We start from the raw sequence: 23606 nt of genomic DNA, 5'->3' as shown, positions 1-23606 counted from the left end.
TCCACCGACGCGGCCAGCTGGCCAGCCGCGCGGGAATCGAATTGGAGAACATGTCATGGGTATCTTCGGCGCTCTCACGACGGCGGTCGGCGGCTTGCGCGCGGAGTCGTACGCGCTCGAAAACGTCTCCGGTAACATCGCCAATTCGCAAACCACGGCCTTCAAGCGCATCGATACCTCGTTCCTTGACCTGATTCCGCAGACCGCGGTGACCGCGCAGCTCGCCGGCGGCGTCACCGCGCAGTCGCGCTCGACCAATTCGGTGCAGGGCGACGTGCAGTCGGCCCAGGTCGCGACCTTCATGGCGATCAACGGCAACGGCTTTTTTGCGGTGCAGAAGCCCGGCAGCTTCACCGATGGCTCCCCGGTGTTCGACGGCGTCGACCGCTACACCCGCCGCGGCGACTTCCAGCTCAACAAGGACGGCTACCTCGTCAACGGCGCGGGCTATTATCTGGAGGGCGTGCCGATCGACCCGACCACCGGCAACCCCTCGGGCTCTTCGCCGCAGGTGCTGCGTTTCAAGAACGACTTCCTGCCGGCGCAGCGGACCACCAAGATCGACTATCGCGCCAACCTCGCGTCCTATCCCCTGACCACCCAGCACGACACCTCGGTGCCGGGCTCAGAACTGCTGCGGCCGGGCTCGTTCAGCAACGGCCATAATCCGCTGACGCTGGGCACGCCGGCCGCGCCCTACACCGATGCCGCGGTCAGCGGCACTGCGCAGAACAACAAGGCGACACCGTCGGTGGCCAACACATCGGCCACCAAGCTGAACGGCACCGCGGGCAGCGACTCGATCTCGGCCAATTTCGTCGCCGGCGACACCATCACGGTCAACGGCACCGTCCTCACCTTCGTGGCCTCGGGCGCGACCGGCAACCAGCTCAACATCACCGATAGCATCGGCACGCTGCTCGCCAAGATCGATTCGATCTCCGGGACGGCCACGGCATCCTCGATCGCCAGCAACGGCGCCATCACGCTGCATTCCGGCACCTCGGCCGACCTGCTGGTCACCAGCTCGAACTCGACCGCGCTGCAGGCGCTCGGCTTCACCGGCTCGGCGGCGGCCAATCGCGGCGGCGGCGGCACGGTCGGGACCGGCCAGGTCGTCGGCAACGACAATTCGACCTTTCTGGACGAGTCGGTCTCGGGTGGCGCGGTCACCGCCTACGATGTGTCGGGCGCCCCGGTGAATCTCCAGCTCCGCTGGGCCAAGACCGACAGCTCGTCGCTCGGCTCCGGGCATACCGACAATTGGAACCTGTTCTACCAGGTCAATCCCAACGCGACCGGCACGCAAGTTGCTTGGCAGAACGTCAACGTCAACTTCACCTTCGGGGCGAACGGCCAGATGTCGCCGGCGATCTCTTCCGTCACGCTCGACAATGCCGTCGTCAACGGCGTCTCGCTCGGCAGCCCCGTGATCAATTTCGGGTCCGGCGGCGTGACCCAGTTCGCGGATTCCAACGGCAACGTCCAGGTCAACCAGATCCAGCAGGACGGCTTCCCGGCCGGCCAGCTGCAATCGGTCAGCGTCTCCACCAACGGCCGGATCGTCGGCAACTACACCAACGGCCGCAATATCGACCTCGCCGAGATATCGGTGGCGACCTTCAACGGCACCAATTTCCTCAAGCGGATCGACGGCGGCGCCTTCGAGGCGACCGACGAATCGGGCGCGGCGCTGTTCGGCAAGGCCGGTACCATCGTGGGGTCATCGCTGGAGAGCTCGAACACCGACATCGCCGACGAGTTCACCAAGCTGATCGTCACCCAGCAGGCCTATTCGGCCAACACCAAGGTCATCACCACGACCAATTCGATGGTTCAGGATCTCCTGAACGTGATGCGCTGATCGACGATGCCGATACCTGGTAAAGGCGAGTAGCAGATCATGGGTTTGAGCCAAGCCCTCTCCACCGCGATGTCGGGCCTGCGCGCCACGCAGGCTTCGCTGTCGCTCGTGTCGTCGAACGTCGCCAATGCGGAGACGCCCGGTTACGTCAAGAAGACGCTGAACCAGGTCGCCGGCACCACCGGCGCCTATGGCTCCAGCGTGCTGATATCGGGCGTCAACCGCCAGCTCGACGAGTTCCTGCAGACCCAGCTTCGTACCGAGACCTCGGGCGCGGCCTATGCCGACGTCCGTTCCGACTTCCTGACCAATCTGCAGGGCGTCTACGGCAACCCGGACTCCACCGGCACGATCGAGGATTCCTACAACAAGTTCCTGACCGCGCTGCAGGGCCTGTCGACCAGCCCGGAATCGCAGTCGGCGCGGATCGGCGCCGTCAATGCCGCGCAGTCCCTGGCGCAGCAGCTCAACGCGACATCGCAGGGCATCCAGACCCTGCGCGCCAACGCCGAGGCAGGGATCAACGACTCCGTCAACACCGCCAACAACGCGATGCAGCAGATCGCCCGCATCAACGTCCAGCTGCAGGCCACCAGTGGCCAGACCGACGCCTCGACCGCGGCGATGCTCGACCAGCGCGATCAGTACATCAGCCAGCTGTCGCAGTTGATGGACATCCGCACCGTCACCAACAGCCAGAACCAGGTGACCGTGTTCACCAATTCCGGCGTGCAGCTGGTCGGCACCGAGGCGGCGACGCTCAGCTTCAATGCCCAGGGCACGATGACGCCCAACACGCAGTACAATTCCGATCCGACCAAGAGCTCGGTCGGCACCATCACCATCAATTTCCCGCATGGCGGCAGCTATGACATGGTGTCGACCAATTCGATCCGCTCCGGCAAGATCGCAGCGTATCTGGAGCTGCGCGACAACACGCTGGTGAAGGCGCAGACGCAGATCGACCAGTTCGCCGCCTCGATGGCGAGCGCGCTGTCGGACAAGACATCCGCGGGCACTGCCGCCACGTCAGGCGCACAGTCCGGCTACGACCTCGACCTGTCCGGGCTGCAGAACGGCAACGTCATCCATGTCAGCTACAAGGACAACAGCACCGGCCTGACGCATAATCTGTCGATCGTCCGGGTCAACGATCCAAGCGTGCTGCCGCTGAGCAACAACGCGACAACAGATCCGAACGACGAGGTGCTCGGCGTCGATTTCTCCGGTGGCATGAGTTCGGTGCTGGCGCAGCTCAACGGCGCGCTCGGTGCGACCACGGGGCTGCAATTCTCCAATCCGTCGGGATCGACCTTGCGCGTGCTCGACGACGGCGTCGGCAACCGCGCCGACGTGACCGCGGCCTCCGTCACCACGACGGTGTCGTCGCTGACCTCGGGCGATCCGCAACTGCCGCTGTTCACCGACAATGGCGGGCTCTACACCGGCGCGATCACTGCCAGCGGCTCGCAAAGCACGGGGCTTGCCGCGCGCATCAGCGTCAATACTGCCCTGGTCGGCGATCCCTCGCGCATGGTGCTGTTTTCGACCAATCCGCAGACGCCGGCCGGCGACACCACGCGCTCCGACCTGATCCTGAAGCAGCTGTCGACCACGTCGTACAGCTATTCGCCGCAGACCGGCCTCGGCACCACCGGCGCGCCGTTCACCGGCACGCTGCTGAATTTCGCCAAGCAGTTCATCAGCCAGCAGGGCGAGGCGGCGACCGCCGCCAAGCAGCTCGCCGACGGCCAGGACGTCGTGTTGAACACGCTTCAAAGCAAGATGGATGCGGTCTCCGGCGTCAACATGGACGACGAGATGGCGCATCTGCTGTCGCTGCAGAATGCATACTCCGCCAATGCGCGCGTGATGTCGTCGATCAAGCAGATGTACGACACGCTGCTGCAGATCGGAGGCTAACATGACGATCTCAGGCGTCAGCGGCCGGACTTCCTATATCGGCACCACGATCACCAACCTGCGCGATCAGCTCAACGACCTGACGACGCAGCTTGCTACCGGGAAGGTGTCGACGACCTATGCAGGGCAGGGGCTCGACCGCGGCTTCGGGCTCAGCCTGCGGGCGCAGATCAGCAGCATCAACGCGTTCGCCGACACCGCGACCAACCTCAACACGCGCCTCGGCGTCGCCAATCTCGCCCTGCAAGGTCTGTCCGACATCAACGCCCAGGTGAAGAAAGCAGCGACCACGGCGACGCTGACGCTCAACCAGAACGGCCAGACCTCGGGTCAGATCACGGCGCAGGCCGCCTTCTCCAACGCGGTGTCGATGCTGAACAGCCAGTCCGGCGACCGCTATCTGTTCTCCGGCCGCGCCATGGATACGCCGGCCACGGTATCCGCCAACACCATGCTGCACGGCACGGCGACGCAGGCCGGCCTCACGCAGCTGATTGATGAGCGCAAGCAGGCCGATCAAGGCACTGCCAAGATGGGCCGCCTGACCGTGTCGTCGCCGCCGGCGACCACGACGGTGACCGATGTCGCCGAGGACGGCTCGCCGTTCGGGCTCAAGCTGTTGTCGGTGCAGTCCTCGCTGACCGGCGGCGCCAGCGTGACGCAGCCAAACGGCACGCCGAAGACGGCGTCGGTCGATCTCGGCGCCGTCAATCCGAAGGACGGCGACAAGATCAAGTTCAATTTCGCGCTGCCCGACGGCAGCACCGAAGCGATCGAGCTGACCGCGACCACGACCAACCCGCCGCCAGCGGGCTCGTTCCTGATCGGCGCCGATACCGCGGCGACGACGGCGAACCTGCAATCGACGCTGACGTCGTCGATCAAGACGCTGAGCGACACCTCGCTGGTCGCGGCCTCCGCGGTCGCGGCGTCGAACAATTTCTTCAATCCAGTCGCGACCGTCTCGGGTGCGGCCGTCAACAACCAGAATACGCCGCCGGCGCCGATCACCGGCGCGACGGCGCTGTCAGGGGCTGTTGGCACCGACTCGCTCTCCACAAGCTTCGCGGCCGGCGACACCATCACGGTGAACGGCACGCCGATCACCTTCGTGGCCTCGGGCGCGACCGGCAACCAGCTCAACGTCACCGACAGTGTGCAGACGCTGCTTTCGAAGATCGACGAGATCAGCGGCACCAATCCGTCGACCGTCAGCAACGGTGCGATCACGCTGCACGGCGCCGACGGCGCGGATCTGTCGATTTCGAGCTCCAACACGGCGGCGCTCGGCGCACTCGGCATTGCCAACAACACCACCGCGACCGCGGCGCCGTTGCGGGTCGGCGGTCCGCCGTTCGACACTGCAGCCAATCTGGTCGCGGGCACGCCGGCCAATACGGTCACCTGGTACACCGGCGAGAACGGCGCGGGCTCGGCGCGCGGCACCGCGGTGGCACAGGTCGATCAGTCGATCTCGGTGCAATATGGCGCGCGCGCCAATGAGCAGGCGTTCCGCTACATGCTGCAAAACGTCGCGGTCTATGCGGCGGTGACGATCGACGCCAGCAACCCGAATGCCAGTGCGCAGGTGACGGCATTGGCGCAGCGCGTTGCCGCAAACCTTGCGCCGCAGAACGGCCAGCAGCAGATCCAGGACGTGCAGGCCGAGTTCGCCGGCGCGCAGACCGCGACCAAGGCGGCGACCGATCGCCAGACCCAGCTCAAGGGCATGGCGGAGACGATGCTCGACCAGGTCGAAGGCATCAATCAGGACGAGGTCGCGACCAAGATACTGGCGCTGCAGACCAGCCTGCAGGCGTCGTATCAGACGACGTCGATGCTGTACCAGACGACGCTGCTGAAATATCTGCCGATCGGCTGATCGCGCGGCACCAGGCCCCGAAACACAAAAGGCCTCCTCGCGGAGGCCTTTTCTTCGGGGCGAGGGCCGCTCAGGCGCTCTTGCGCGCGTCGGCTTGTCCGGAGCTCTGCAGGCTCCGCGCGGTCTCCAGCAGCTTCTCCTCATGCGCGATCAGCTTCTTGGATTCCTTCAGCGCGTGATAGAGATCGCCGTTGAGGATGAAGTTGTTGATGGTCTCGATGAACGGCCAGGCGCTCGGCATCGCCGTGATGATGTCGCGCACCAGGCTGAAATAGGTCGGGTGATGCGCCATCGGATCGGGCGACAGATACATCAGCTGCACGGCGAGATAGATCAGCTTCGCCGGCGTGTCTGATGTCTCCGGCGTCAGGATGTCCTTTTCGCGCAGGATCGGGATGCGGTCGCCGTCGATCAGCAGGCGGGCGCGCTGGTCGGTGTTGGTGATCACGCAATTGCCGACGATGATGCGCTCGTTCGGTTTGAGTTCGACCTTCAAGGCCATGCCCGTTCTCCTTTGCCGGCAGTCGCGTGACGTCGTCGCAGCGGATTGAATTCGGCACTGCTTAGCAACCGCCGTTGCAGCTCGGGGCCGATGCGGCTGCGATCCTTTCCCATGATGGTTAACGGTTGGTGAAGACGGGCCATCCGGGCCGCCGATGGCGCAGGGGAATCGCCGTGACCTCAGTAGTTTTCGGGACGGACTTCGTGTGGCGGCGATCATTTATTCTCCCGCATTTGCCTAAAATGCCGTCGCGAAGATTTCTTTTTCCTTCGCGGCTTGTCCGCAACGATGTCCGCATCCGCCCGGTCAGAAAGGATCGCCGCGGCTGTTTCTCTCAGTTTCACACCAGAAAGGTATGAAAATGTCCGATATCGTTCTCTCCTCGTCGGTTCGCCAGAACCTGCTCTCCCTCCAGTCCACCGCCGATCTGCTCTCCACCACGCAGAACCGTCTTGCCACCGGCAAGAAGGTCAACACCGCGCTCGACAACCCGACCAACTTCTTCACCGCGCAGTCGCTCGACAATCGTGCCAGCGACATCAACAATCTGCTCGACGGCATCGGCAACGGCGTGCAGGTGCTGCAGTCCGCCAACACCGGCATCACCTCGCTGCAGAAGCTGGTCGATACCGCGAAGTCGATCGCCAACCAGGTGTTGCAGAGCCCGACCGGCTATACCTCGCGATCGACCGCCAGCTCCGCGGCAGCCGTCGGTGGCACGGCGGCGAACCTCGTCGACGGCACCACGATCAAGAGCGGTGACGTTCTGGCGATCGTGGCCTCGGCCGGCCAGCCGGCTTTCAGCTTCACCTTCGGTGCCTCTACCTCGCTGGCGCAGCTGAATTCGTCGCTTGCCGCGAGCAATCTGACGGCGAGCCTCGACAGCTCGAACAAGATCGTCATCACCACGACCAACGATGCCGCGTCCTCGACGATCGGTGCGGTGACCTTGACCGGCACCGGCACCGCGACGTTCGGCGCCGCCACCGCTCCGGTCGCCGATGCGGCCTCGCAGTCGGCGCGCGCCGCGCTGGTGACCCAGTACAACAACACCATCGCGCAGATCACGACCACGGCCCAGGACGCCTCGTTCAACGGCATCAACCTGCTGAGCGGCGACAGCCTGAAGCTGACCTTCAACGAAACCGGCAAGTCGACGCTCAGCATCACCGGGGTCAGCTTCGATGCCGCGGGCCTCGGTCTGAAATCGCTCGCCGCCGGCACCGACTTCCTCGACAACAACTCGGCGAACAGCGTGATCTCGTCGCTGAGCTCGGCGAGCTCCGCGTTGCGCAGCGAAGCCTCGACGCTCGGCTCGAACCTGTCGATCGTGCAGATCCGTCAGGATTTCTCCAAGAACCTGATCAACGTGCTGCAGACCGGCTCGTCCAACCTGACGCTGGCCGATACCAACGAGGAAGCGGCCAACAGCCAGGCGCTGTCGACCCGGCAGTCGATCGCGGTCTCCGCGCTTGCGCTCGCCAATCAGAGCCAGCAGAGCGTGCTGCAACTGCTGCGCTGAGCACGACGACGAACGCGACACGGACGGCGGGGGAGACCCCGCCGTTTTCCGTTTGCTTCCGCAGCATTACGGGGTCTTTCCATGCCACGGGAAGGGCGCATGTCGTAACGGCTGCTAACCATATTTAAAGGCAGGCGGCGCATAAATACCGGGCGCTAGAATTGCGCGTCCGCGGCTCGAGAAATCCGCACCATCGAGGTCATGAATGTCCAATGCTGCCCAAGCCTACGCTCGCACGTCGACGACGACCGCATCCCCACGTGAAATCGAAGCGCAGGCGCTGCTGAAGGCTGCTCGGCAATTGCAGGAAGTCCAGAGCAACTGGAACGGCGCCGACAAGGCGCTCGATCACGCGCTGCTGTTCAACCGCCGTTTGTGGTCGATCTTCCTGAGCGCGGCGCAGGGCGACGACAATCCGCAGCCACTCGAGGTCCGGCAGAACATCGCCAATATCGGCGTGTTCGTGATGAAGCAGACCGTCGACATCCAGATGAATCCGGATCCGGCCAAGCTGAAGTCGCTGATCGACATCAACTGCCATCTCGCCGCCGGCCTGTCCGGCCGCGGTTGAGGCCGCGACGTGGCCGACCTGATGAGCATCCTGTCGGCCAACTACAAGGCCGCAGGGCTGACTGTCCCCTCGAAGACGCCCTATGTGGCGGTCGATCCGGACCTCTATGAGGGCAGCTGGGGCGGCAAGTACGCCAACAACAAGTCGTTCAACATCGAGGTGTCGAACGTCCAGGGCTTCCGCGCCAAGGTGCACTACCAGAGCGAGGGCACCAGCAAGTACCAGGACGTGCTGATCAAGGACGGCTCCTTCCGGATCGGCGACACCAAGTTCTCGCTGGTGCAGCAGGGCACCGCATTGATCGCCAATGTCGTCACCGATCCCGCGACCGGATCGACCTATCTCGACAAGGCCTACGCCGCGCAGAAGACCTGAGACTCAGGCGCTGCGATCGGTCGCGCGGGTCCGCGTCGGCGCGTCCTTGCCGAGGTCGAGCGTGTGGAAATAGGCGCGGCGGCGCAGCACCACGTCCTCGGGATACTGCCGCACCACCAGGTTGGTGCGGCTGTCGATCATCTGATAGACCACGGTGCCGGCATCGCGGTCGATGATCACCTGGTCCTTCGTTGCGGCCTGATCTGCGAGCGACGCGTTGAGCGCATCCTGGTCGATGCTGACGCGCACGCTCGGCTCTGGAGCGGTCACGCTCTGGCTCGCCGGCAACTCGGTCTGCACCGCCTTCTGCGCGGTCTGGCTGGTGGGCGAGACCATCGGCGCGGCAACCGGTGCACCCACCGGCTTGATGTTGAAATCCGTACTCATGGCAGCCTCGTAGTGCGCTAGCACTCGTTTGCTTGAGTCAAATCCCAACCCACTCCCGTCCGCAACTCTACGGGGAACCCCTCAACAGCATGTTAGAGAACACGCTGAACGGCGCACTGACGTCGGCGCGCCGAATTGAGGCAAATTGTACGCGATTGCCTCAGAGCGTGCGGCTGATCGCGATCGGCCGCATGTTGCGCGGGCCGGGTGCGGCGCGCTGGCCGCTCGCGGTGTAGGTGTTCGGGATGTTGCGGCGCTGCACCTCGGCATTGACGCCGCGCACGATACCCTCGGAGACCGCGTGTGCGGTCGCCAGCACGGTGAGATTGACCTGCAGCATGGCGCGGAACGTCTCGTGATGGCGCTTCAGCGTCGCGAGCATCTCGGGCTCGGTCTGCGACAGCATCTTCTGCATCGCCTTCAGATGCTCCACCGCGACCATGTAGCGCCGCGACAGTTCCGACTTCTGCGCCTCGAGCCGCATGCCGTCTGCGACCTTGCCGGCGCGCACCAGCGCGGTCTCCTGCTCGACGACGACGAGCAGCCCGCTCATCACCTCGATCAACTCGTTGGCAAGCCGTGCGACGTCGGGCGGCGTCGACGCCACGGGCCTGGCGGTGGTGCTGACTGGCCGCTGCTGTGGACGCTGATTCATCACGCTGCTCCCTTGACGGAATGCGCCTGGTTCGCCTGCTGCAGGATCAGCGAGCGGAACACCTCGTTGGAAATGCCGACGCCGCCGGCCTTGGCGAAATTCTTCGCATACTCGTCGGTCAGCATCGAGCGCCACACGCCGGTGCCGACGGTGTCGCCGAACGGGCCTTCGCCCTTCAGCCCGGAGGTCATCTGCGAGAACATCGTGTTCAGGAACATCGATTCGAAATCGGTTGCCGTCTTCTTCGCCTTGGCCTGTGCGTCCGGCGCAACTTTCGTCAGCGCATCCTGCAGCACCGGATCGGGGCGGCCCTTGTAGATCGGCATCGCCGCATTGTTCGGCATGCTGCTGCCGGAGCTGTTGATCAGGCTCGCCATCACATCACCTCGATGTCGGCTTCGATCGCGCCGGCGGCCTTGATCGCCTGCAGGATGCTGATCAGGTCGCGCGGGCCGATGCCGAGTCCGTTGAGGCCGTCGACCAGTTGCTGCAGCGAGACGCCGTCCTTCACCACCGCGAACTTCTTGCCGTCCTCGGTGACCTGCACATTGCTGCGCGGCGTCACCACGGTGCGGCCGCGCGATAACGCATTGGGCTGGCTGACCTGCGGGCTCTCCGAGATCGTGACGGTGAGATTGCCTTGCGCGACCGCGACGGTGGCGACGCGGACGTCGCGACCCATCACGATGATGCCGGAGCGTTCATCGATCACGATCTTGGCCGCCAGATCCGGTTCGACCTGCAATTGTTCGATCTCGGTCAGGAAGGCGACGACGTTGCCCTTGAACTCCGGCGGGATCGAGAGTTGCACCGTGGAGGGATCGATCGGCTCGGCGGTCTTGACCCCGAGATAGTCGTTGACCGCGGCCGCGATGCGCTTGGCGGTGGTGAAGTCGGCGTTGCGCAGCGCGAGGCGGACATTGGGCAGGCGGTTGAGCGCGAACTCGATCTCGCGCTCGATGATGGCGCCGTTGGCGATGCGGCCGACCGTCGGCACGCCGCGCACCACCTTGGCGGCTTCGCCCTCGGCGTTGAAGCCGGAGATCGCCAGTGTGCCCTGCGCCACCGCGTAGACGTTGCCGTCGGCGCCGAGCAGCGGGGTGACGAGCAGGGTGCCTCCGCGCAGATCCTTGGCGTCGCCGAGCGCGGACACCGTGACGTCCATCCGCGTGCCCTGGGTGCCGAATGCCGGCAGATTGCCGGTGACCATCACGGCGGCGACGTTGCCGGTGCGGATGGTGGCGCCGCGGATGTTGACGCCCATGCGCTCGAGCATCGCTTGCAGCGACTGCTTGGTGAAGGGGATGTTGTTGAGCGTATCGCCGGTGCCGTTGAGGCCGACCACGAGGCCGTAGCCGATCAGCTGGTTCTGGCGCACGCCTTCGATATTGGCGAGATCCTTGATCCGCGACGTCGCGGCTGCGGGCATGACGGATGCCGCCAGCGCCACCATCGCAGCGACCCCCATCGCCAATAATCTCGCGTTGCGGATGCCGGGCATCCCGATGCTCCCCTCAATCTACTCTTGGACCACGCGACACTCCCATGACGGTGATCCGCCATTAACCATGCCAGTCGCGTGCCATATCGTTTCGTCAGCGCAATGTATTGATAGCTTTATCGAAATTGTCGGCTCGCTATTTCTCTCCGGTTTGTCAGCCCGCGCGAAACTGCCGGACGACGGCAGAAATTGCCGGGTCGTTTACGCATCGTTAACCATAAGGCGGCGATGCTCGCGCTACCCAAGTCTGCGAGATCAATGCGATGCGCATCACCGGACCGAACGGCACCACGATTGGCACGTCCACCAGCTCGACCCGCCGCACCTCGTCGAGCGGCTTCTCGCTGCCGGATGCTGCGTCCGCGCAGGACGAGGTCCGCGCCACCACCGCGCCGAAGGCCACAGCCAGTCTCGATGCGCTGATGGCGCTGCAAGGCATCGAGGATCCGACCGAACGCCGCAAGCGCTCGGTGGCGCGCGGCAAGGGCGCGCTCGATGTGCTCGACGATCTCAAGCTCGGATTGCTCTCCGGCAACTTCGATGCCGCGACGGTGAGCCGGCTGCGCACCGCCGCCGCAAATCTGAAGGAATCCTCCGGCGATCCCGGCCTCGATGCCGTGCTCGGAGAGATCGAGCTGCGCGTCGAGGTCGAGCTCGCCAAGGCCGGCCAGTACTGATCCTTCCGCCATCGACTAACTCATCTCATGCTGCGTGCGCCTTGCGCTGCGTGTCGTAGCGGCGTTGCGCCGCCAGCACTTCCTTCAGATTGGCCTCAGCCCAGTCGCGCAGCGGATCGACCGCCTCGGCGAGCGTCAGCCCGAGCGGCGTGATCGAATATTCCACCGTGACCGGCACGGTCGCGATGGCGCGGCGGCGCAACAGCCCGTCGCGCTCGAGGCTCTTCAGCACCTGCGAGAGCATCTTCTGCGAGATGCCCTCGATCGCGCGGCGCAGCTGGTTGAACCGCATTGGCTCGCCGCGCAGCAGCAGCAGGATCAGCACCGCCCATTTGTCGCCGACCCGATCGAGGATCTGGCGGGTCGGACAATTCGCGGCATAGGCGTCCGGTTTCGGGCTGGCGGCTTTCATCGCTGGTTACTCCCGCGTAATCAGGTGACGCGTAAGTGCGTTCTTCACACTTACATCCATTTGGCTATCTAGTCACTATTGGAAACCATCAAACGGAGACTTGAGATGAAGATCGCCATCGCCGGCGCGTCCGGCCAGGCCGGCTCGCGCATCACTGCGGAACTCGCCCGCCGCGGCCACACCGTGACCGCCATCGCCCGCAATCCGGAGAAGATCGCCGATCTGCCCGGCGTCACCGCCCGGAAGGGCGACGTCAACGACCAGGCCGCGCTTGCCGCGCTGTGGGCCGGCCATGACGCTGCGATCTCTTCGGTCCATTTCACGGTGAGCGATCCGGCCAAGCTGATCGGGGCGGCGAAAGCCTCCAAGGTCGGCCGCTATCTCGTGGTCGGCGGGGCCGGCAGCCTCGAAGTGGCGCCCGGTGTCCGGCTGGTGACCACCCCCAATTTCCCCGCCCAATACAAGGCCGAGGCCAGCAAAGGCGCCGAATTCCTCGATCTGCTGCGCCAGGAGAAGGAGTTGAACTGGACCTTCCTGTCGCCCTCGGCGCTGTTCGTGGCCGGCGAGCGGACCGGCAAGTTCCGCCTCGGCACCGACCAGCTCCTGACCGATCCGGCCGGAAAGAGCTCGATCTCGTTCGAGGATTTCGCAGTTGCACTCGCCGACGAAATCGAGCGTCCGGCGCACCTCGGCAAGCGTTTTACGGTCGGTTATTGACCGGTTCGGGGGGCCCCCGGCCGGCGCGGATAAGTTTGCCTGTGCAAGGTGTTGGGGGTCGCCCGCGTTTCCTGGTTGCAGATATTGTCTGTCACAAGACCTAGCTATATAAGGCGCCGCGCGGAGGGGGGTTGTTCCCTCCGCCTGACAGGGACATGGCTGCCTTTGGAAAAGCTGAAGAACTACCGGCCGACTGAAAAAGAGCCTTTCATGAATGAGCGGCAGCGCGACTATTTCCGCGTCAAGCTCCTGACCTGGAAGGACGAGATCCTCCGCGAATCGAAGATCACGCTGCAGACCTTGCAGGAAGAGAACGTCAACCACCCGGACCTCGCCGACCGCGCATCCTCCGAAACCGACCGCGCGATCGAACTCCGTGCCCGGGACCGTCAGCGCAAGCTGATCTCGAAGATCGACGCGGCGCTGCAGCGCATCGAAGACAACACCTACGGCTATTGCGAAGAGACCGGCGAGCCGATTTCGCTGAAACGGCTCGAAGCCCGTCCGATCGCAACACTGTCGGTCGAGGCGCAGGAACGCCACGAGAAGCGCGAGAAGGTCTATCGCGACGAATAGTGGCGGTGAACCGCCACAGATTGATTCCGGCGCGCGCCGGCTGCAGCTCTGCGTCGCCAAGATGACGCGTACTCTCGACATCGCTTCGGTCTTTATTCCTGGGCTGATCGCGCTTCCCTTTCCCCGCAAGCGGGAGAGGGGCGCGCAATTCCGGTGCTTCGGGAGCTCGGCATCATTCAGCTCATGCCAACTCCGAGTATCGTCTCGCTGCTCGCCACACCGCGCCGCGGGCCGTAAGCTTTCGACCACGTCAGCAATTCGCGAAACGCCGGCAGCAGGCCCCAGGCCGAATCCGTCAGCTCGTATTCGACCTGCAGCGGCTTCTCGGCGAGCACCTTTCGCGACACCAGGCCGTCGCGTTCGAGCTCGCGCAGCTGCGCGGTCAGCATGTGCTGGGTGACCGGCACGAGCGCGCGGCGCAGCGCGCCGAACCGCACGCCGCCCTGCATCAGCAGAAACAGGATTTCCAGCTTCCATTTGCCGCTCAGCGTGTGGATCGCATGCTTGAACTCGATCAGGATCGCCGGATCGGTCGGGCAGCTCTCGCTGTCGTCGCAGTCGCATGGATGGGTGGTATTGATTTCCATACTGGTCCCCAATTTCATCCTACTTGTCCCGACTGAGATAGTGACCAGATGCGGCCTGTGCAGGGTGGGCGGCGCGATCTCCGCGCCGCGCCCGAACCATGGGAGAGGGCGGAACGGCATGAGCACGGTTTTGGTCACCGGCGGATCTGGTTTTATCGGCGCGCATGTCATCCTGCAGCTGCTCGCTGCCGGGCACGAGGTGCGCACCACCGTGCGCAATCCCGATCGCGCCAAGGACGTGATCGCGATGCTGCGCGAGGGCGGCGCTGCCACGCCTGACAGGATCGGCTTCATCACCGCCGATCTGTTGCGCGACGATGGCTGGCGCGAGGCGGCGGCCGGTTGCGACTACGTGATGCATGTGGCGTCGCCGCTGATCAACAACGTGCCCGAGGACGACAATGCGCTGATCATCCCGGCACGTGAAGGAACCCTGCGCGTGCTGCGCGCCGCGCGCGACGCCGGCGCCAGGCGCGTCGTCGTGACCTCGTCGTTTGCCGCGATCGGCTACGGCCATCCCGAGCGCACGACGCCGTTCGACGAAACCACCTGGTCCAATCTCGACAGCGCGGACGTGCAGGCCTACCCGAAATCCAAGACGTTGGCCGAGCGCGCCGCCTGGGATTTTGTTGCGCGCGAGGGAGGCGGGCTCGAGCTCGCCGTGGTCAATCCGACCGCCGTGTTCGGCCCGGCGCTGGGGCCGGACTTCTCGGAATCGATCGGCATCATCAAGGCGCTGCTCGACGGCGCGATGCCGGCGGTGCCGCGGATCCATTTCGGCCTCGTCGATGTCCGCGACGTCGCCGACCTGCATTTGCGCGCGATGATGTCGCCGAAAGCCAAAGGCGAGCGCTTCCTCGCGGTCTCCGGTGAAACCTTGTCGATCCTCGAGGTCGGCCGCGTGCTGCGCGCAAAACTCGGCAGCAAGGCGCGGCGCGTGCCCCGGTTCCAGGCGCCCGACTGGCTGATACGGCTCGCCGCGCTGCGCAACCCGCTGGCCCGCGCGGCGCTGCCGCTGCTCGGCAAGGTCAGGCGTTCCACCAGCGCCAAGGCGCAAAACCTGCTCGGCTGGCGTCCGCGCAGCAACGAGGAGATGCTGGTTGCGACCGCCGAGAGCCTGATCCGGCTCGGCCTCGTCAAGGCGTGAGTCGCAGCGTCCTCTGCGCCGCTTGCCAGCGGCGTCCCTGAGTGCTGAATTGCATCGAGCAAGCAGAACAACAGGGAGGCTGCGGCTATGGACAGAATCCTCGCGGCCGCAAAGGCAATCGCCACCGGGCGCCGCAGCCGCGCGCCGCTGAAGGCGCTGCCGAAGGACGCCGTTCCGCGCGACGAGGCCGAGGGCTATCAGGTGCAGCGCGCGCTGCACGACCTGTTGCGCGGCCAAGTCGGCGATCTCGTCGGCTACAAGATCGGCTGCACCAGCGCGGTGATGCAGGACTATATGGGCATCACCCATCCCTGTGGCGGCGGCGTGTTCGAGAAGGTGGTGCACGTGAGTGGCGTGAGCCTGCCGGCGGCAGACTTTGTGCATGTAGGTGTCGAATGCGAGATCGCGGTGCGGCTCAAGCGCAACCTCGCGCCCGGCGAAGCGCCGTTCACCGCCGAGTGGGTCGCCGAGGCGATCGAGGCCTATCATCCCGCGATCGAGATCGTCGACGACCGCTACGTCAAATGGGAGACGCTGGGCGCGCCGACTTTGATCGCCGACGATTTCTTCGCTGCCGGTTGCGTGCTCGGCGCGGCCGTGCCGCACATCACCGCGCCGGATCTGTTGCGCGTCACCGGGCGCGCCATCGTCAACGGCAAGGAGGAGGGACGCGGCAGCGGCGCCGACGTGCTCGGCCATCCCCACAACGCACTCGCCTGGCTCGCCAATCATCTCGCCGCCGAAGGCAAAGGCCTGCATGCCGGCCAGATCGTGCTGACCGGCAGCCTGGTGAAAACGATCTGGCTGAAGGCGGGCGACACCGTGCTGATGGAGCTCGACGGGCTCGGCAAGGTGGAGGCGACGTTCACGTAGCGCTCGCTGTTTCCTCTTCGTCGTCCTGGCGAAAGCCAGGACCCATAACCACCGAATGTGATTGTGAACGGGACTGCGGCCCCAGCGTCGCGCACCAACAGGCCGTTGGGGTAATGGGTCCTGGCTTTCGCCAGGACGACGTCGATTGTGATTCACATGTCAAACAGCCTACTCGGTGTCGTCGCCCGGCTTGACCGGGCGATCCAGTATTCCAGAGGCAGCAGTGCTTGAGCCGAGAGGCCGCGGCGTACTGGGTCGCCCGATTAAATCGGGCGATGACAGGTGTGGATGAGGGTACAGCTTCGCCATCTCGCGACATGTTTTGCCCGAGCTTTGCTTGTCGTTCCGCCCTCGGTTAGCAGAGGGCGCAGGGAAAGCCGGGTGCCGATTGCACCCATGGGCCCGGTGCAACAAAAAGCACCGGGGTAGGACCACAGGTGTAACCGGAACAACCCGGCTTTCCCTGCGCGATGGGTTACGGCTTATACGTGCTCGCCCCGGCGAGACTGGGCTTTTGTGTCACCGTCATCCGCAACGCTTTCGCATCACTGGAATCAACACCTGCCACTAGGGCGTCAGGCCTGCACGACTTCACCGTCCGCCTTGCGCGCGCTACGTCTTCGCGCACTCGGCGTCCACCGCATCTCACCGCAACACTAATGACGACCGCGAAGCGCCCCTCGATCGGGTGAGACGCGACATCTATACACCAATTCGCTCTTCCGATAAAACGAATTATTTTCTTGCAGCGGGATTGACAGGTTTTGCTGAGTTGCCCGTCGGGCAGTCACACAGCACGTCACTCTCCGTCATTTCGGAGCATGCGAAGCATAACCACCATCGTGAATATAGTTCCGGCCTCCCGCCAAGAGGCACGTCCCGGAATGACGAGCAGAGGGGCTTGACTGATCTATAACCGTTAGGTTATGAGTTAATCCATAACCAGCGGGTTATTTATCAACCATGTCCAGCGCCCACGACGCACTGTTCCGAACGCTCGCCGACCCGACCCGCCGGGCGATCTTCGAGCGACTGTGCCGCGGCGGCGAGCAGACGGTCGGGGCGCTGACGGCCCAGGCCGGGATTTCGCAGCCGGCGGTCTCGAAGCATCTCGGCCTGCTGAAGCAGGCCGGGCTGGTGCGCGATCGCCATGAGGGGCGTCAGACTCATTACAGCGCACAGCTTGGCGCGCTGGCACCGCTGATCGACTGGACCAGCCGGATGGCCGGCTTCTGGGAGAGCCGGTTCGACCACCTCGAAGATCTCCTCAAAAGGATGGACCAATGAGCAAGCCAACCGTTGAAACGCGCTCCGCGATCGTCGAGCGCGAATTTCCCCATTCGCCGGAAAAGCTCTGGCGCGCGCTGACGCAACCGCATCTGATCGAGGAGTGGCTGATGAAGAACGACTTCAAGCCCGAGGTCGGGCACGGTTTCAATCTGCGCGGTGAGTGGGGCGCCGTGCTGGACTGCAAGGTGCTCGCCGTCGAGCCGCACAAGACGCTGTCCTACACCTGGAATCACGCCAACGACGATCCGGCTTTCCACATCGAGAGCGTGGTGACCTTCACGCTGACGCCGACGGCGACCGGAACCCATCTGCGCGTCGAGCAGGCCGGCTTCCAGCCGCATCACAAGCAGGCCTTTGGCGGCGCGCATGCCGGATGGAAGCAGTTCTTCGAGAAGCTCGAGCAGGTCGTGGCGCGGGAGAAGTGAGGCGCGGCTCCTCGCCATGACCGAAGCAAGTGTTCAGAACTATCGAACAAGGAGGTCCCATTGAACTGGAACAATGCAATCCGCCAGCTCCACCGCTGGCTCTCGATCGCCTTCACGCTGGCGGTGATCGCCAATATCGTCGCCATGATCCTGCAGGTGCCGGCCGTCTGGATCGGACTATTGGCACTGGTCCCGCTGATTCCGCTGCTGCTCACCGGCCTCTATATGTTCGCGCTGCCCTATCTGGCGCCGCGGCGGATGGCGAGGGGATCGACGCCGGCATCGCAGATGTGATTGCATGGCACGAACGGCAAAACATGAGGCAGCCATGACCCCGTCAGAACAGATCGACCGGATGATCGCCGAAACCGGTGACTGGCGCGGCACGACGCTCGCCAGCCTGCGCAAGATCATTCTCGCCGCCGATCCTGAAATAACAGAGGAATGGAAGTGGATGGGCAGCCCGGTCTGGGAACGCGACGGCATCATCGCGGTCGGCAATCCCCACAAGGGCAAGGTCAAGCTGACCTTCATGTACGGCGCCAAGCTGCCGGATCCCGACAAACTGTTCAATGCCGGCTTCGAAGGCAATGAGCGCCGTGCAATCGACCTGTTCGAGGGCGACAAGATCAACGAGCGCGCGCTGAAGGCGATGATCCGCGCCGCGATCGCATTCAACCAGGCCAAGAAGAAGCCGGAGAAAAAGCCGGTAAAGAAGGCGGCCAAAAAGGCGGCGGCCAAGCCGTGATCAGCCGACGCGCTTTCCGGCGAACGGCTTTGCGCTGCGGCGGTTGATGGGGAATGTCGGCAGCCGAGCCAGCTCGGCGCGTGTCGGCGCTTCGCGCGGTCGGGGCGCGGGGTCCGTCTCGTGCTGCTGCAGGAACAGTGTCGCCTCGAAGCGCACGCCGGGCGCCTGCCTCGCGGTACCCGTGCACACCGCGCGATTGCCGTTGAACTGGCCGATCAGCTCCGCCTCGACCTCGTCGCAGCCGAACACGGTGGTCGGGCCATCGGCAAACCGGCGCGTCGTCAAGGTCGCGGTGAAGCGGTCATCGACGAGCTGATAGGAGCCGCCATAGGCGAACATGCAGTCGCCGCCGGAGATCGTGCCGTTTGCGAGATAGACTATTCCGGTGCCTTCGCCGCGCGGCGTCCGGAACCAGGCTGCATATTGACCATCTCGTTGCATGGACGTCACGAACAGAAACCCTGCGTTGTCCTTTCCCTACGTTGCAAGCGGCGGGACTGCTACTGCGCGTTGCGGCGACAGTTAACGAAGCGAGAAGGCAATCGTGCAACTTGCGCGAGGAGGTCATCCGCTGCTGCCGTGCGCGATTCGCGCGAGCGCATGCGACCGGTCATAAAAAGCCACGGCCCTCGCCAGGGGAGCTGGCGAGGGCCGTGTCGGTACACCGCGCCGCGCCTAGGTTCGCGACGAGATGTGGGAGCTCTGAAGAAAGCTAGAACGGCAGCAGCACGTCGAGCACTTGCTGGCCATAGCGCGGCTGTTGCACGTCGGTGATCTGGCCGCGGCCGCCATAGGCGATGCGGGCCTGGGCGATCTTCGAGGAGTCGATGGTGTTGTCGCTCTGGATGTCCTCCGGGCGCACGATGCCGGCCACGATCAGCTCGCGGACCTCGAAATTGACCCGGATCTCCTGCTTGCCCTCGACCACCAGATTGCCGTTCGGCAGAATCTGGGTGACGACGGCGGCGACGTTGGTCTGCAAGGCTTCCTGGCGGTTCACCGAGCCCTTGCCGTCGCTGTTCGACGAGGAGTCCGCGGTCAAGAGCCGGCCGGGCAGCACCTTGTTGGCCTGGGTGATGGTCTGCGATCCCAGGAAGTTGGTGACCCCTGAGTCTTCCGAATTGGTGCGGCTGCGCTGGGTCTCGTTGGCGATCGCGGCCTTGTCGGTGAAGTTCACCGTGACGGTCAGGATGTCGCCGACGCGAGCGGCGCGCTGGTCCTTGAAGAAGGCGCGCGAGCCGCTGCGCCACAGTGAGTTCGGGCTGTAGGAGGCGACCTCGGGCTTCGGCATCGGCATCTGCACCGGCTTGTAGCCGGGCTGCGTGGTCGGGTTGTCGATCGAAGACAGCTTCGGCTGTTCGCCGATCTGCGTCAGGCGATCGATCGCCGAGCAACCGCTGGCGACGGTGCCGAGGGCGAGCAGCGCACTGGCCAGGACGAGGCGATTGATACGTGACTGCGACATGAACTTTACTCGGTTGGAGCGACTGAACTGAGCTTGACGGGAGCTGACGTTGACGGGGATGCGTCGGCCGACGGCGCCGGGCGCGGCGTCGCGACCGAGATCGTGACCTCGCCGCGGCCGGACACGACGCCGCTGACGACGCGCTTGGACTGGGTGTTCATGACGCTGACGACGTCGCCCTCGGCGCCGCCATCGATCGCCTTGCCGCGGATCGTGAGATAGAGGCCGCCGTTCTGGTAGATCAGCGTGACGTTCTGGTCGCGGGTGACGAGATCGGGCTTGGCGAGATCAAGCACCCGCAGCGCGCGGCCGGCGCCGAGCTGGCGGCGGGCCTGCATGCCGACCGCGCTGTCGCGTACAGCGGCATCGGCGCCGACCTCGACCTTCGGGCGGCGCTCGATTACGACGTCGGAGGCCTTCAGCACGTCGCCGCGCTCGACGCTGCGGGTCAGGATCGCGGCCTCCACGGTTTCGATCGCAGTGCCCGTGAAGCGCAGCTTGAGCGGCGCGGTGCCGGCGGCATTGCCGATCTCGAAGGTGACGTCGAACCGCGTCGAGCGCGGCTCGTAGCGCACCGCGACCGGCTGCAGCGCGCCGGAATTGGTTGCCTCCAGCCTGAGATCGCCGGGGTCGCGGTCGAAGGTCAGCGCGATGTTGGCGGCGCTGCCGAGGCCATGGCGGTTCTCCAGCGCGCGCGCGACCTGCTGCTCGAGCTCCTTGCCGTCGATGGTGCGGGCCTGCCGCGTCACCGTGATCTCCTTGAGATCGTGGGTGTCGACGCCGATCACCTGATGGGCGCGCAGCACGTTGAGCACCTGCGCCACCGGCAGCGTGCCCGTGGTGCCGAGATCCGGCGAGCGGTAGATCGCGATGTTGCCGGCAGACCCGGCATTGTCGATGAGATCGCCGACCCGCACGATGTCGTCCGCGACCGTGACGCTGGCGCGCAGCACGGGCACCGCGATGGTCTCGCTGCGGCTTTGCGCGGCGAGCGGCGTCACGGTGAGCGCGACCAGCGCGGCGGCGATCAGGAGCGGGCGGGCGATCATCGACATCATCCTCAGCGGAACAGTTGAGAGGTGGTCTGCATCATCTGGTCGGCGGCCGAGACCACCTTGGAGTTCATCTCGTAGGCGCGCTGCGCCGCGATCAGATTGGAGATTTCGCTGACCACCTCGACATTGGCCTGCTCGAGGTTGCCCTGCTGCATGTCGCCATAACCGTCGGTGTTGGCGGTGCCGTCCTGCGGCTGGCCGGACGCCGGCGTCTCCGTGAACAGATTGTCGCCGATCGGGTTGAGGCCCGCCTTGTTGATGAACCGGGTCAGGCCGATCTGGCCGATCGTGGTCGAGGCGGTCTGGCCCGGCAGCGTCACCGAGACCTGGCCCTGGGCGTTGATGGTGATGCCCGACGCGTTCTGCGGGATCGTGATCGTCGGCTGCACCGGGTTGCCCTGCGCGTTGACGATGCGGCCCTGGTTGTCCATCTGGAACGAGCCGTCGCGGCTGTAGGTGAAGGTGCCGTCCGGCATCAGGATCTTGAAGAAGCCTTCGCCGCGGATCGCGATGTCGAGGTCGTTGCCGGTCGGCGACAGCGTGCCCTGGGTCATCATGCGCGGCGTGCCGACCGTCTTGACGCCGCCGCCGAGGTCGATGCCCATCGGCAGGATGGTGTTCTGGGCGGAGGCCTGGGCGCCGACGCGTTTCACGTGGTCGTAGATCAGGTCCTGGAACGCGGCGCGTTGCTTCTTGTAGCCGGTGGTCTGCAGGTTGGCGATGTTGTTGGAGATCACCTGGACGTTGAGCTCCTGGGCCGCCATCCCGGTCGCTGCGGTATAAAGTGCGCGCATGGATCAGCCCTCCGCTCAGGTCGGCACGTCGGCGAGCTTCTCGATCGCCGATTTGTGCAGGTCGCTCTGCTGTTGCAGGATGGTTGCAATCTGGGTGTAGGTCCGGTTGATCTCGATCAATCGGCTCATCTCGGTGACGGAATTGACGTTCGACTTCTCGATGAAGCCCTGGCGCAGCGACGACTTGGTGTCGGCGACCGGCGCGTTGCCTTCGCCCTGCGAATAGAGGTTGGAGCCCTCTTTCAGCAGGCGTTGCGCCTGCGCGAACGACACCAGGCGCAGCTTGCCGCGCACCGAGTCGAGGGTGGCGGTGCCCTCGAGCACCGAGACATAGCCGTCGGCGGCGATGTTGATGTCGTGGTCGGTCTGCTGGAACACGATCGGGCCGGAATCGCCGAGCACCTGGTAGCCGTCCGAGGTGACGAGCTGGCCGCGGTTGTTGATCTGCAGATTGCCGTCGCGGGTGTAGCGCTCGCCGGCGGGGGTCTGCACCACCAGATAGCCGGCGCCGTCGATCGCGACGTCGAGCGGGTTCTTGGTCTCTTCGGTCGGGCCCTGCGACAGATCGCGGTAGGTCGCGCGGTCCTGCACAAAGGACACGCGGCGGTCGGCGGACACGAAATTGTCCTCATGCGCGTTCGAGGCCAGATATTCCTGGAACAGCGACCGGTCGGCCTTGTAGCCGTTGGTGTTCATGTTGGCGATGTTGTTGGCGACGACATCGATCTGCCGCTCCAGCACCATCTGCTTCGATAGTCCGACCAGAAGGGTGTTCTGCATCGGTGGTTCTCCCCTGTGAGGTGGTCCGATGCTTCGGCTCTCCCAAGCCTTCACGTCGGACCGTCGGTCACCTCTCGGGCTCTCCCAAGCCCGCAAGGTCACGCCGTCTCCTCAGCGAAAGCCGTGCCAAACCGGAATATGCAGATATCTGAAAGGATTAGGTGTTTGGCCGGGCGATCCGAGGGGCGGCAGAAAGGTCTTGTTGACCATGTTTGCCCGGCAGTTTTTTCCTACTTGAAGGGTAATCCTAAGTTTCCGTTAACCATTGTTACCGTAGCGTTGACGTCATTGGGGCGCGTGTGCGCCGGCGGCATTTGTATCGCGTCTTAAAGCCAAGGCTGGTGGCAATCGCGTTCGCATCCCTCTCAGGGTGAAGCGGGCGGACGATGGCGGACGGGGACAAGACGGAAGGCGAGGGCGCAGCGCCGGCTCCAAAAAAGAGCAAGCTGAAGCTGATCATTGCCGCGGTGGGTATCCTCGTCGTGGTCGGCGGCGGCGCGGGCTGGTTCTTCTTCATGCGCGGCCATGGCGACGAGCAGCACGCGGAGGCGGCGCCGCCGCCGAAGCCGCCGTCCTTCGTCGATATCCCGGACATGCTGGTCAATCTGGTCGGCGCACCCGGCGAGCGCGTGCAATATCTCAAGCTGAAGCTCGTGCTCGAGGTCAAGGAAGAGAAGCAGGCCGAGGCCATCAAGCCGGCGCTGCCGCGGGTCACCGACCTGTTCCAGACCTACATGCGCGAGCTGCGCCCGAGCGACCTCAACGGCTCGGCCGGTTTGTTCCGCCTCAAGGAAGAGCTGACCAAGCGGGTCAATCTCGCGCTCGCACCCAACCAGGTGAACGCGGTGCTGTTCAAGGAAGTCGTGATCCAGTGACGG

General features: G+C 64.7%; 28 protein-coding genes. 16 read left to right on the top strand and 12 right to left on the bottom strand.

Annotation, left to right across the window (positions count from 1 at the left end; all coding sequences use genetic code 11):
* Positions 1-55: 55 nt before the first annotated feature.
* From IC762_RS24315 to IC762_RS24305, 3 genes are read left to right on the top strand one after another with little or no spacing between them, the layout of a single operon-like run.
* The gene (locus IC762_RS24315; RefSeq protein WP_195784739.1) at positions 56-1864 is read left to right on the top strand and encodes a flagellar hook-basal body complex protein; all 1809 of its coding nucleotides are present in this window, start codon (positions 56-58) and stop codon (positions 1862-1864) included.
* A gap of 39 nt (positions 1865-1903) precedes the next feature.
* A complete protein-coding gene (gene flgK, locus IC762_RS24310) occupies positions 1904-3787 on the top strand; it encodes a flagellar hook-associated protein FlgK (protein WP_195784738.1) in 1884 nt (627 codons plus the stop codon).
* 1 nt (position 3788) lies between these two features.
* On the top strand, positions 3789-5669 hold the full coding sequence (locus IC762_RS24305; RefSeq protein ID WP_195784737.1) for a flagellar protein: 1881 nt from the start codon (positions 3789-3791) through the stop codon (positions 5667-5669).
* A gap of 70 nt (positions 5670-5739) precedes the next feature.
* On the opposite strand, the gene flbT is transcribed toward IC762_RS24305, so the two are convergent.
* Positions 5740-6171 carry a flagellar biosynthesis repressor FlbT gene (gene flbT, locus IC762_RS24300; protein ID WP_195784736.1) on the bottom strand — a complete coding sequence of 144 codons (432 nt, stop codon included), beginning with the start codon at positions 6169-6171 and terminating at the stop codon, positions 5740-5742.
* A gap of 361 nt (positions 6172-6532) precedes the next feature.
* On the opposite strand from flbT, the gene IC762_RS24295 reads away from it, so the two are divergent.
* The 3 genes from IC762_RS24295 to IC762_RS24285 all read left to right on the top strand — a co-directional run bounded on the left by IC762_RS24295 (position 6533) and on the right by IC762_RS24285 (position 8639).
* Positions 6533-7693, top strand: coding sequence for a flagellin (locus IC762_RS24295; RefSeq protein ID WP_195784735.1), 1161 nt, complete (start codon positions 6533-6535; stop codon positions 7691-7693).
* A 205-nt stretch (positions 7694-7898) separates the two neighbouring features.
* Positions 7899-8264, top strand: coding sequence for a flagellar biosynthesis regulator FlaF (gene flaF / locus IC762_RS24290; protein WP_195784734.1), 366 nt, complete (start codon positions 7899-7901; stop codon positions 8262-8264).
* A 9-nt stretch (positions 8265-8273) separates the two neighbouring features.
* A complete protein-coding gene (locus IC762_RS24285) occupies positions 8274-8639 on the top strand; it encodes a hypothetical protein (protein ID WP_195784733.1) in 366 nt (121 codons plus the stop codon).
* Between the two features lie 3 nt (positions 8640-8642).
* Here the strand turns inward: IC762_RS24285 and IC762_RS24280 are convergent, their stop codons facing one another.
* From IC762_RS24280 to IC762_RS24265, 4 genes are all read right to left on the bottom strand, one after another.
* Entirely contained in the window at positions 8643-9026 is a 384-nt protein-coding gene (locus IC762_RS24280) for a hypothetical protein (protein ID WP_195784732.1), read from the bottom strand.
* Positions 9027-9186: 160 nt separating this feature from the next.
* A complete protein-coding gene (locus IC762_RS24275; RefSeq protein WP_195784731.1) occupies positions 9187-9681 on the bottom strand; it encodes a hypothetical protein in 495 nt (164 codons plus the stop codon).
* Positions 9681-10058 (bottom strand): flagellar assembly peptidoglycan hydrolase FlgJ, encoded by a 378-nt coding sequence (flgJ, locus tag IC762_RS24270; protein WP_195784730.1) that lies wholly within the window; start codon positions 10056-10058, stop codon positions 9681-9683. Before flgJ ends, IC762_RS24275 begins: the two co-directional genes overlap by 1 nt.
* Entirely contained in the window at positions 10058-11149 is a 1092-nt protein-coding gene (locus IC762_RS24265; protein WP_433995920.1) for a flagellar basal body P-ring protein FlgI, read from the bottom strand. Before IC762_RS24265 ends, flgJ begins: the two co-directional genes overlap by 1 nt.
* 296 nt (positions 11150-11445) lie before the next feature.
* Between IC762_RS24265 and IC762_RS24260 the strand changes: the two genes are divergently transcribed.
* Complete coding sequence (locus tag IC762_RS24260; RefSeq protein ID WP_195784728.1) at positions 11446-11859, top strand: flagellar assembly protein FliX; 414 nt, start codon at positions 11446-11448, stop codon at positions 11857-11859.
* Between the two features lie 25 nt (positions 11860-11884).
* Here the strand turns inward: IC762_RS24260 and IC762_RS24255 are convergent, their stop codons facing one another.
* Positions 11885-12271: a winged helix-turn-helix transcriptional regulator gene (locus IC762_RS24255; RefSeq protein ID WP_195784727.1), complete on the bottom strand. Its 387-nt coding sequence runs from the start codon at positions 12269-12271 to the stop codon at positions 11885-11887.
* Between the two features lie 105 nt (positions 12272-12376).
* Here IC762_RS24255 and IC762_RS24250 point away from each other — a divergent pair, with 105 nt between their 5' ends.
* Positions 12377-12988 (top strand): NAD(P)-dependent oxidoreductase, encoded by a 612-nt coding sequence (locus tag IC762_RS24250; RefSeq protein ID WP_195784726.1) that lies wholly within the window; start codon positions 12377-12379, stop codon positions 12986-12988.
* A gap of 210 nt (positions 12989-13198) precedes the next feature.
* On the top strand, positions 13199-13564 hold the full coding sequence (gene dksA / locus IC762_RS24245) for an RNA polymerase-binding protein DksA (RefSeq protein WP_195784725.1): 366 nt from the start codon (positions 13199-13201) through the stop codon (positions 13562-13564).
* Between the two features lie 176 nt (positions 13565-13740).
* On the opposite strand, the gene IC762_RS24240 is transcribed toward dksA, so the two are convergent.
* Positions 13741-14169 carry a winged helix-turn-helix transcriptional regulator gene (locus IC762_RS24240; protein ID WP_433995919.1) on the bottom strand — a complete coding sequence of 143 codons (429 nt, stop codon included), beginning with the start codon at positions 14167-14169 and terminating at the stop codon, positions 13741-13743.
* Positions 14170-14269: 100 nt separating this feature from the next.
* Here IC762_RS24240 and IC762_RS24235 point away from each other — a divergent pair, with 100 nt between their 5' ends.
* From IC762_RS24235 to IC762_RS24210, 6 genes are all read left to right on the top strand, one after another.
* Positions 14270-15298: an SDR family oxidoreductase gene (locus tag IC762_RS24235; RefSeq protein WP_195784723.1), complete on the top strand. Its 1029-nt coding sequence runs from the start codon at positions 14270-14272 to the stop codon at positions 15296-15298.
* An 87-nt stretch (positions 15299-15385) separates the two neighbouring features.
* Positions 15386-16171 carry a 2-keto-4-pentenoate hydratase gene (locus tag IC762_RS24230; RefSeq protein ID WP_195784722.1) on the top strand — a complete coding sequence of 262 codons (786 nt, stop codon included), beginning with the start codon at positions 15386-15388 and terminating at the stop codon, positions 16169-16171.
* A 963-nt stretch (positions 16172-17134) separates the two neighbouring features.
* Positions 17135-17458 (top strand): ArsR/SmtB family transcription factor, encoded by a 324-nt coding sequence (locus IC762_RS24225; protein ID WP_195784721.1) that lies wholly within the window; start codon positions 17135-17137, stop codon positions 17456-17458.
* Positions 17455-17886 (top strand): SRPBCC family protein, encoded by a 432-nt coding sequence (locus IC762_RS24220; protein ID WP_195784720.1) that lies wholly within the window; start codon positions 17455-17457, stop codon positions 17884-17886. Before IC762_RS24225 ends, IC762_RS24220 begins: the two co-directional genes overlap by 4 nt.
* A 60-nt stretch (positions 17887-17946) precedes the next feature.
* Positions 17947-18180: a hypothetical protein gene (locus tag IC762_RS24215; RefSeq protein ID WP_195784719.1), complete on the top strand. Its 234-nt coding sequence runs from the start codon at positions 17947-17949 to the stop codon at positions 18178-18180.
* 34 nt (positions 18181-18214) lie between these two features.
* The gene (locus IC762_RS24210; RefSeq protein ID WP_195784718.1) at positions 18215-18634 is read left to right on the top strand and encodes a DUF1801 domain-containing protein; all 420 of its coding nucleotides are present in this window, start codon (positions 18215-18217) and stop codon (positions 18632-18634) included.
* Here the strand turns inward: IC762_RS24210 and IC762_RS24205 are convergent, their stop codons facing one another.
* The 5 genes from IC762_RS24205 to flgF form a co-directional block, all read right to left on the bottom strand.
* A complete protein-coding gene (locus IC762_RS24205; protein ID WP_195784717.1) occupies positions 18635-19075 on the bottom strand; it encodes a hypothetical protein in 441 nt (146 codons plus the stop codon).
* A gap of 271 nt (positions 19076-19346) precedes the next feature.
* Positions 19347-20099, bottom strand: a complete 753-nt coding sequence (gene flgH, locus IC762_RS24200; protein ID WP_195784716.1) for a flagellar basal body L-ring protein FlgH — start codon at positions 20097-20099, stop codon at positions 19347-19349.
* A gap of 5 nt (positions 20100-20104) precedes the next feature.
* Entirely contained in the window at positions 20105-21157 is a 1053-nt protein-coding gene (gene flgA / locus IC762_RS24195) for a flagellar basal body P-ring formation chaperone FlgA (RefSeq protein WP_195784715.1), read from the bottom strand.
* Between the two features lie 2 nt (positions 21158-21159).
* Positions 21160-21948: a flagellar basal-body rod protein FlgG gene (gene flgG, locus IC762_RS24190; RefSeq protein WP_195784714.1), complete on the bottom strand. Its 789-nt coding sequence runs from the start codon at positions 21946-21948 to the stop codon at positions 21160-21162.
* Between the two features lie 15 nt (positions 21949-21963).
* Positions 21964-22728, bottom strand: coding sequence for a flagellar basal-body rod protein FlgF (gene flgF, locus IC762_RS24185; RefSeq protein WP_195784713.1), 765 nt, complete (start codon positions 22726-22728; stop codon positions 21964-21966).
* Between the two features lie 386 nt (positions 22729-23114).
* Between flgF and fliL the strand changes: the two genes are divergently transcribed.
* Positions 23115-23603 carry a flagellar basal body-associated protein FliL gene (fliL, locus tag IC762_RS24180; protein WP_195784712.1) on the top strand — a complete coding sequence of 163 codons (489 nt, stop codon included), beginning with the start codon at positions 23115-23117 and terminating at the stop codon, positions 23601-23603.
* Positions 23604-23606 lie beyond the last annotated feature (3 nt).

Source organism: Bradyrhizobium genosp. L (assembly GCF_015624485.1).
In the GTDB taxonomy this organism is placed as follows: Bacteria; Pseudomonadota; Alphaproteobacteria; order Rhizobiales; family Xanthobacteraceae; genus Bradyrhizobium.
This window is presented reverse-complemented; position numbering and strand designations above follow the sequence as displayed.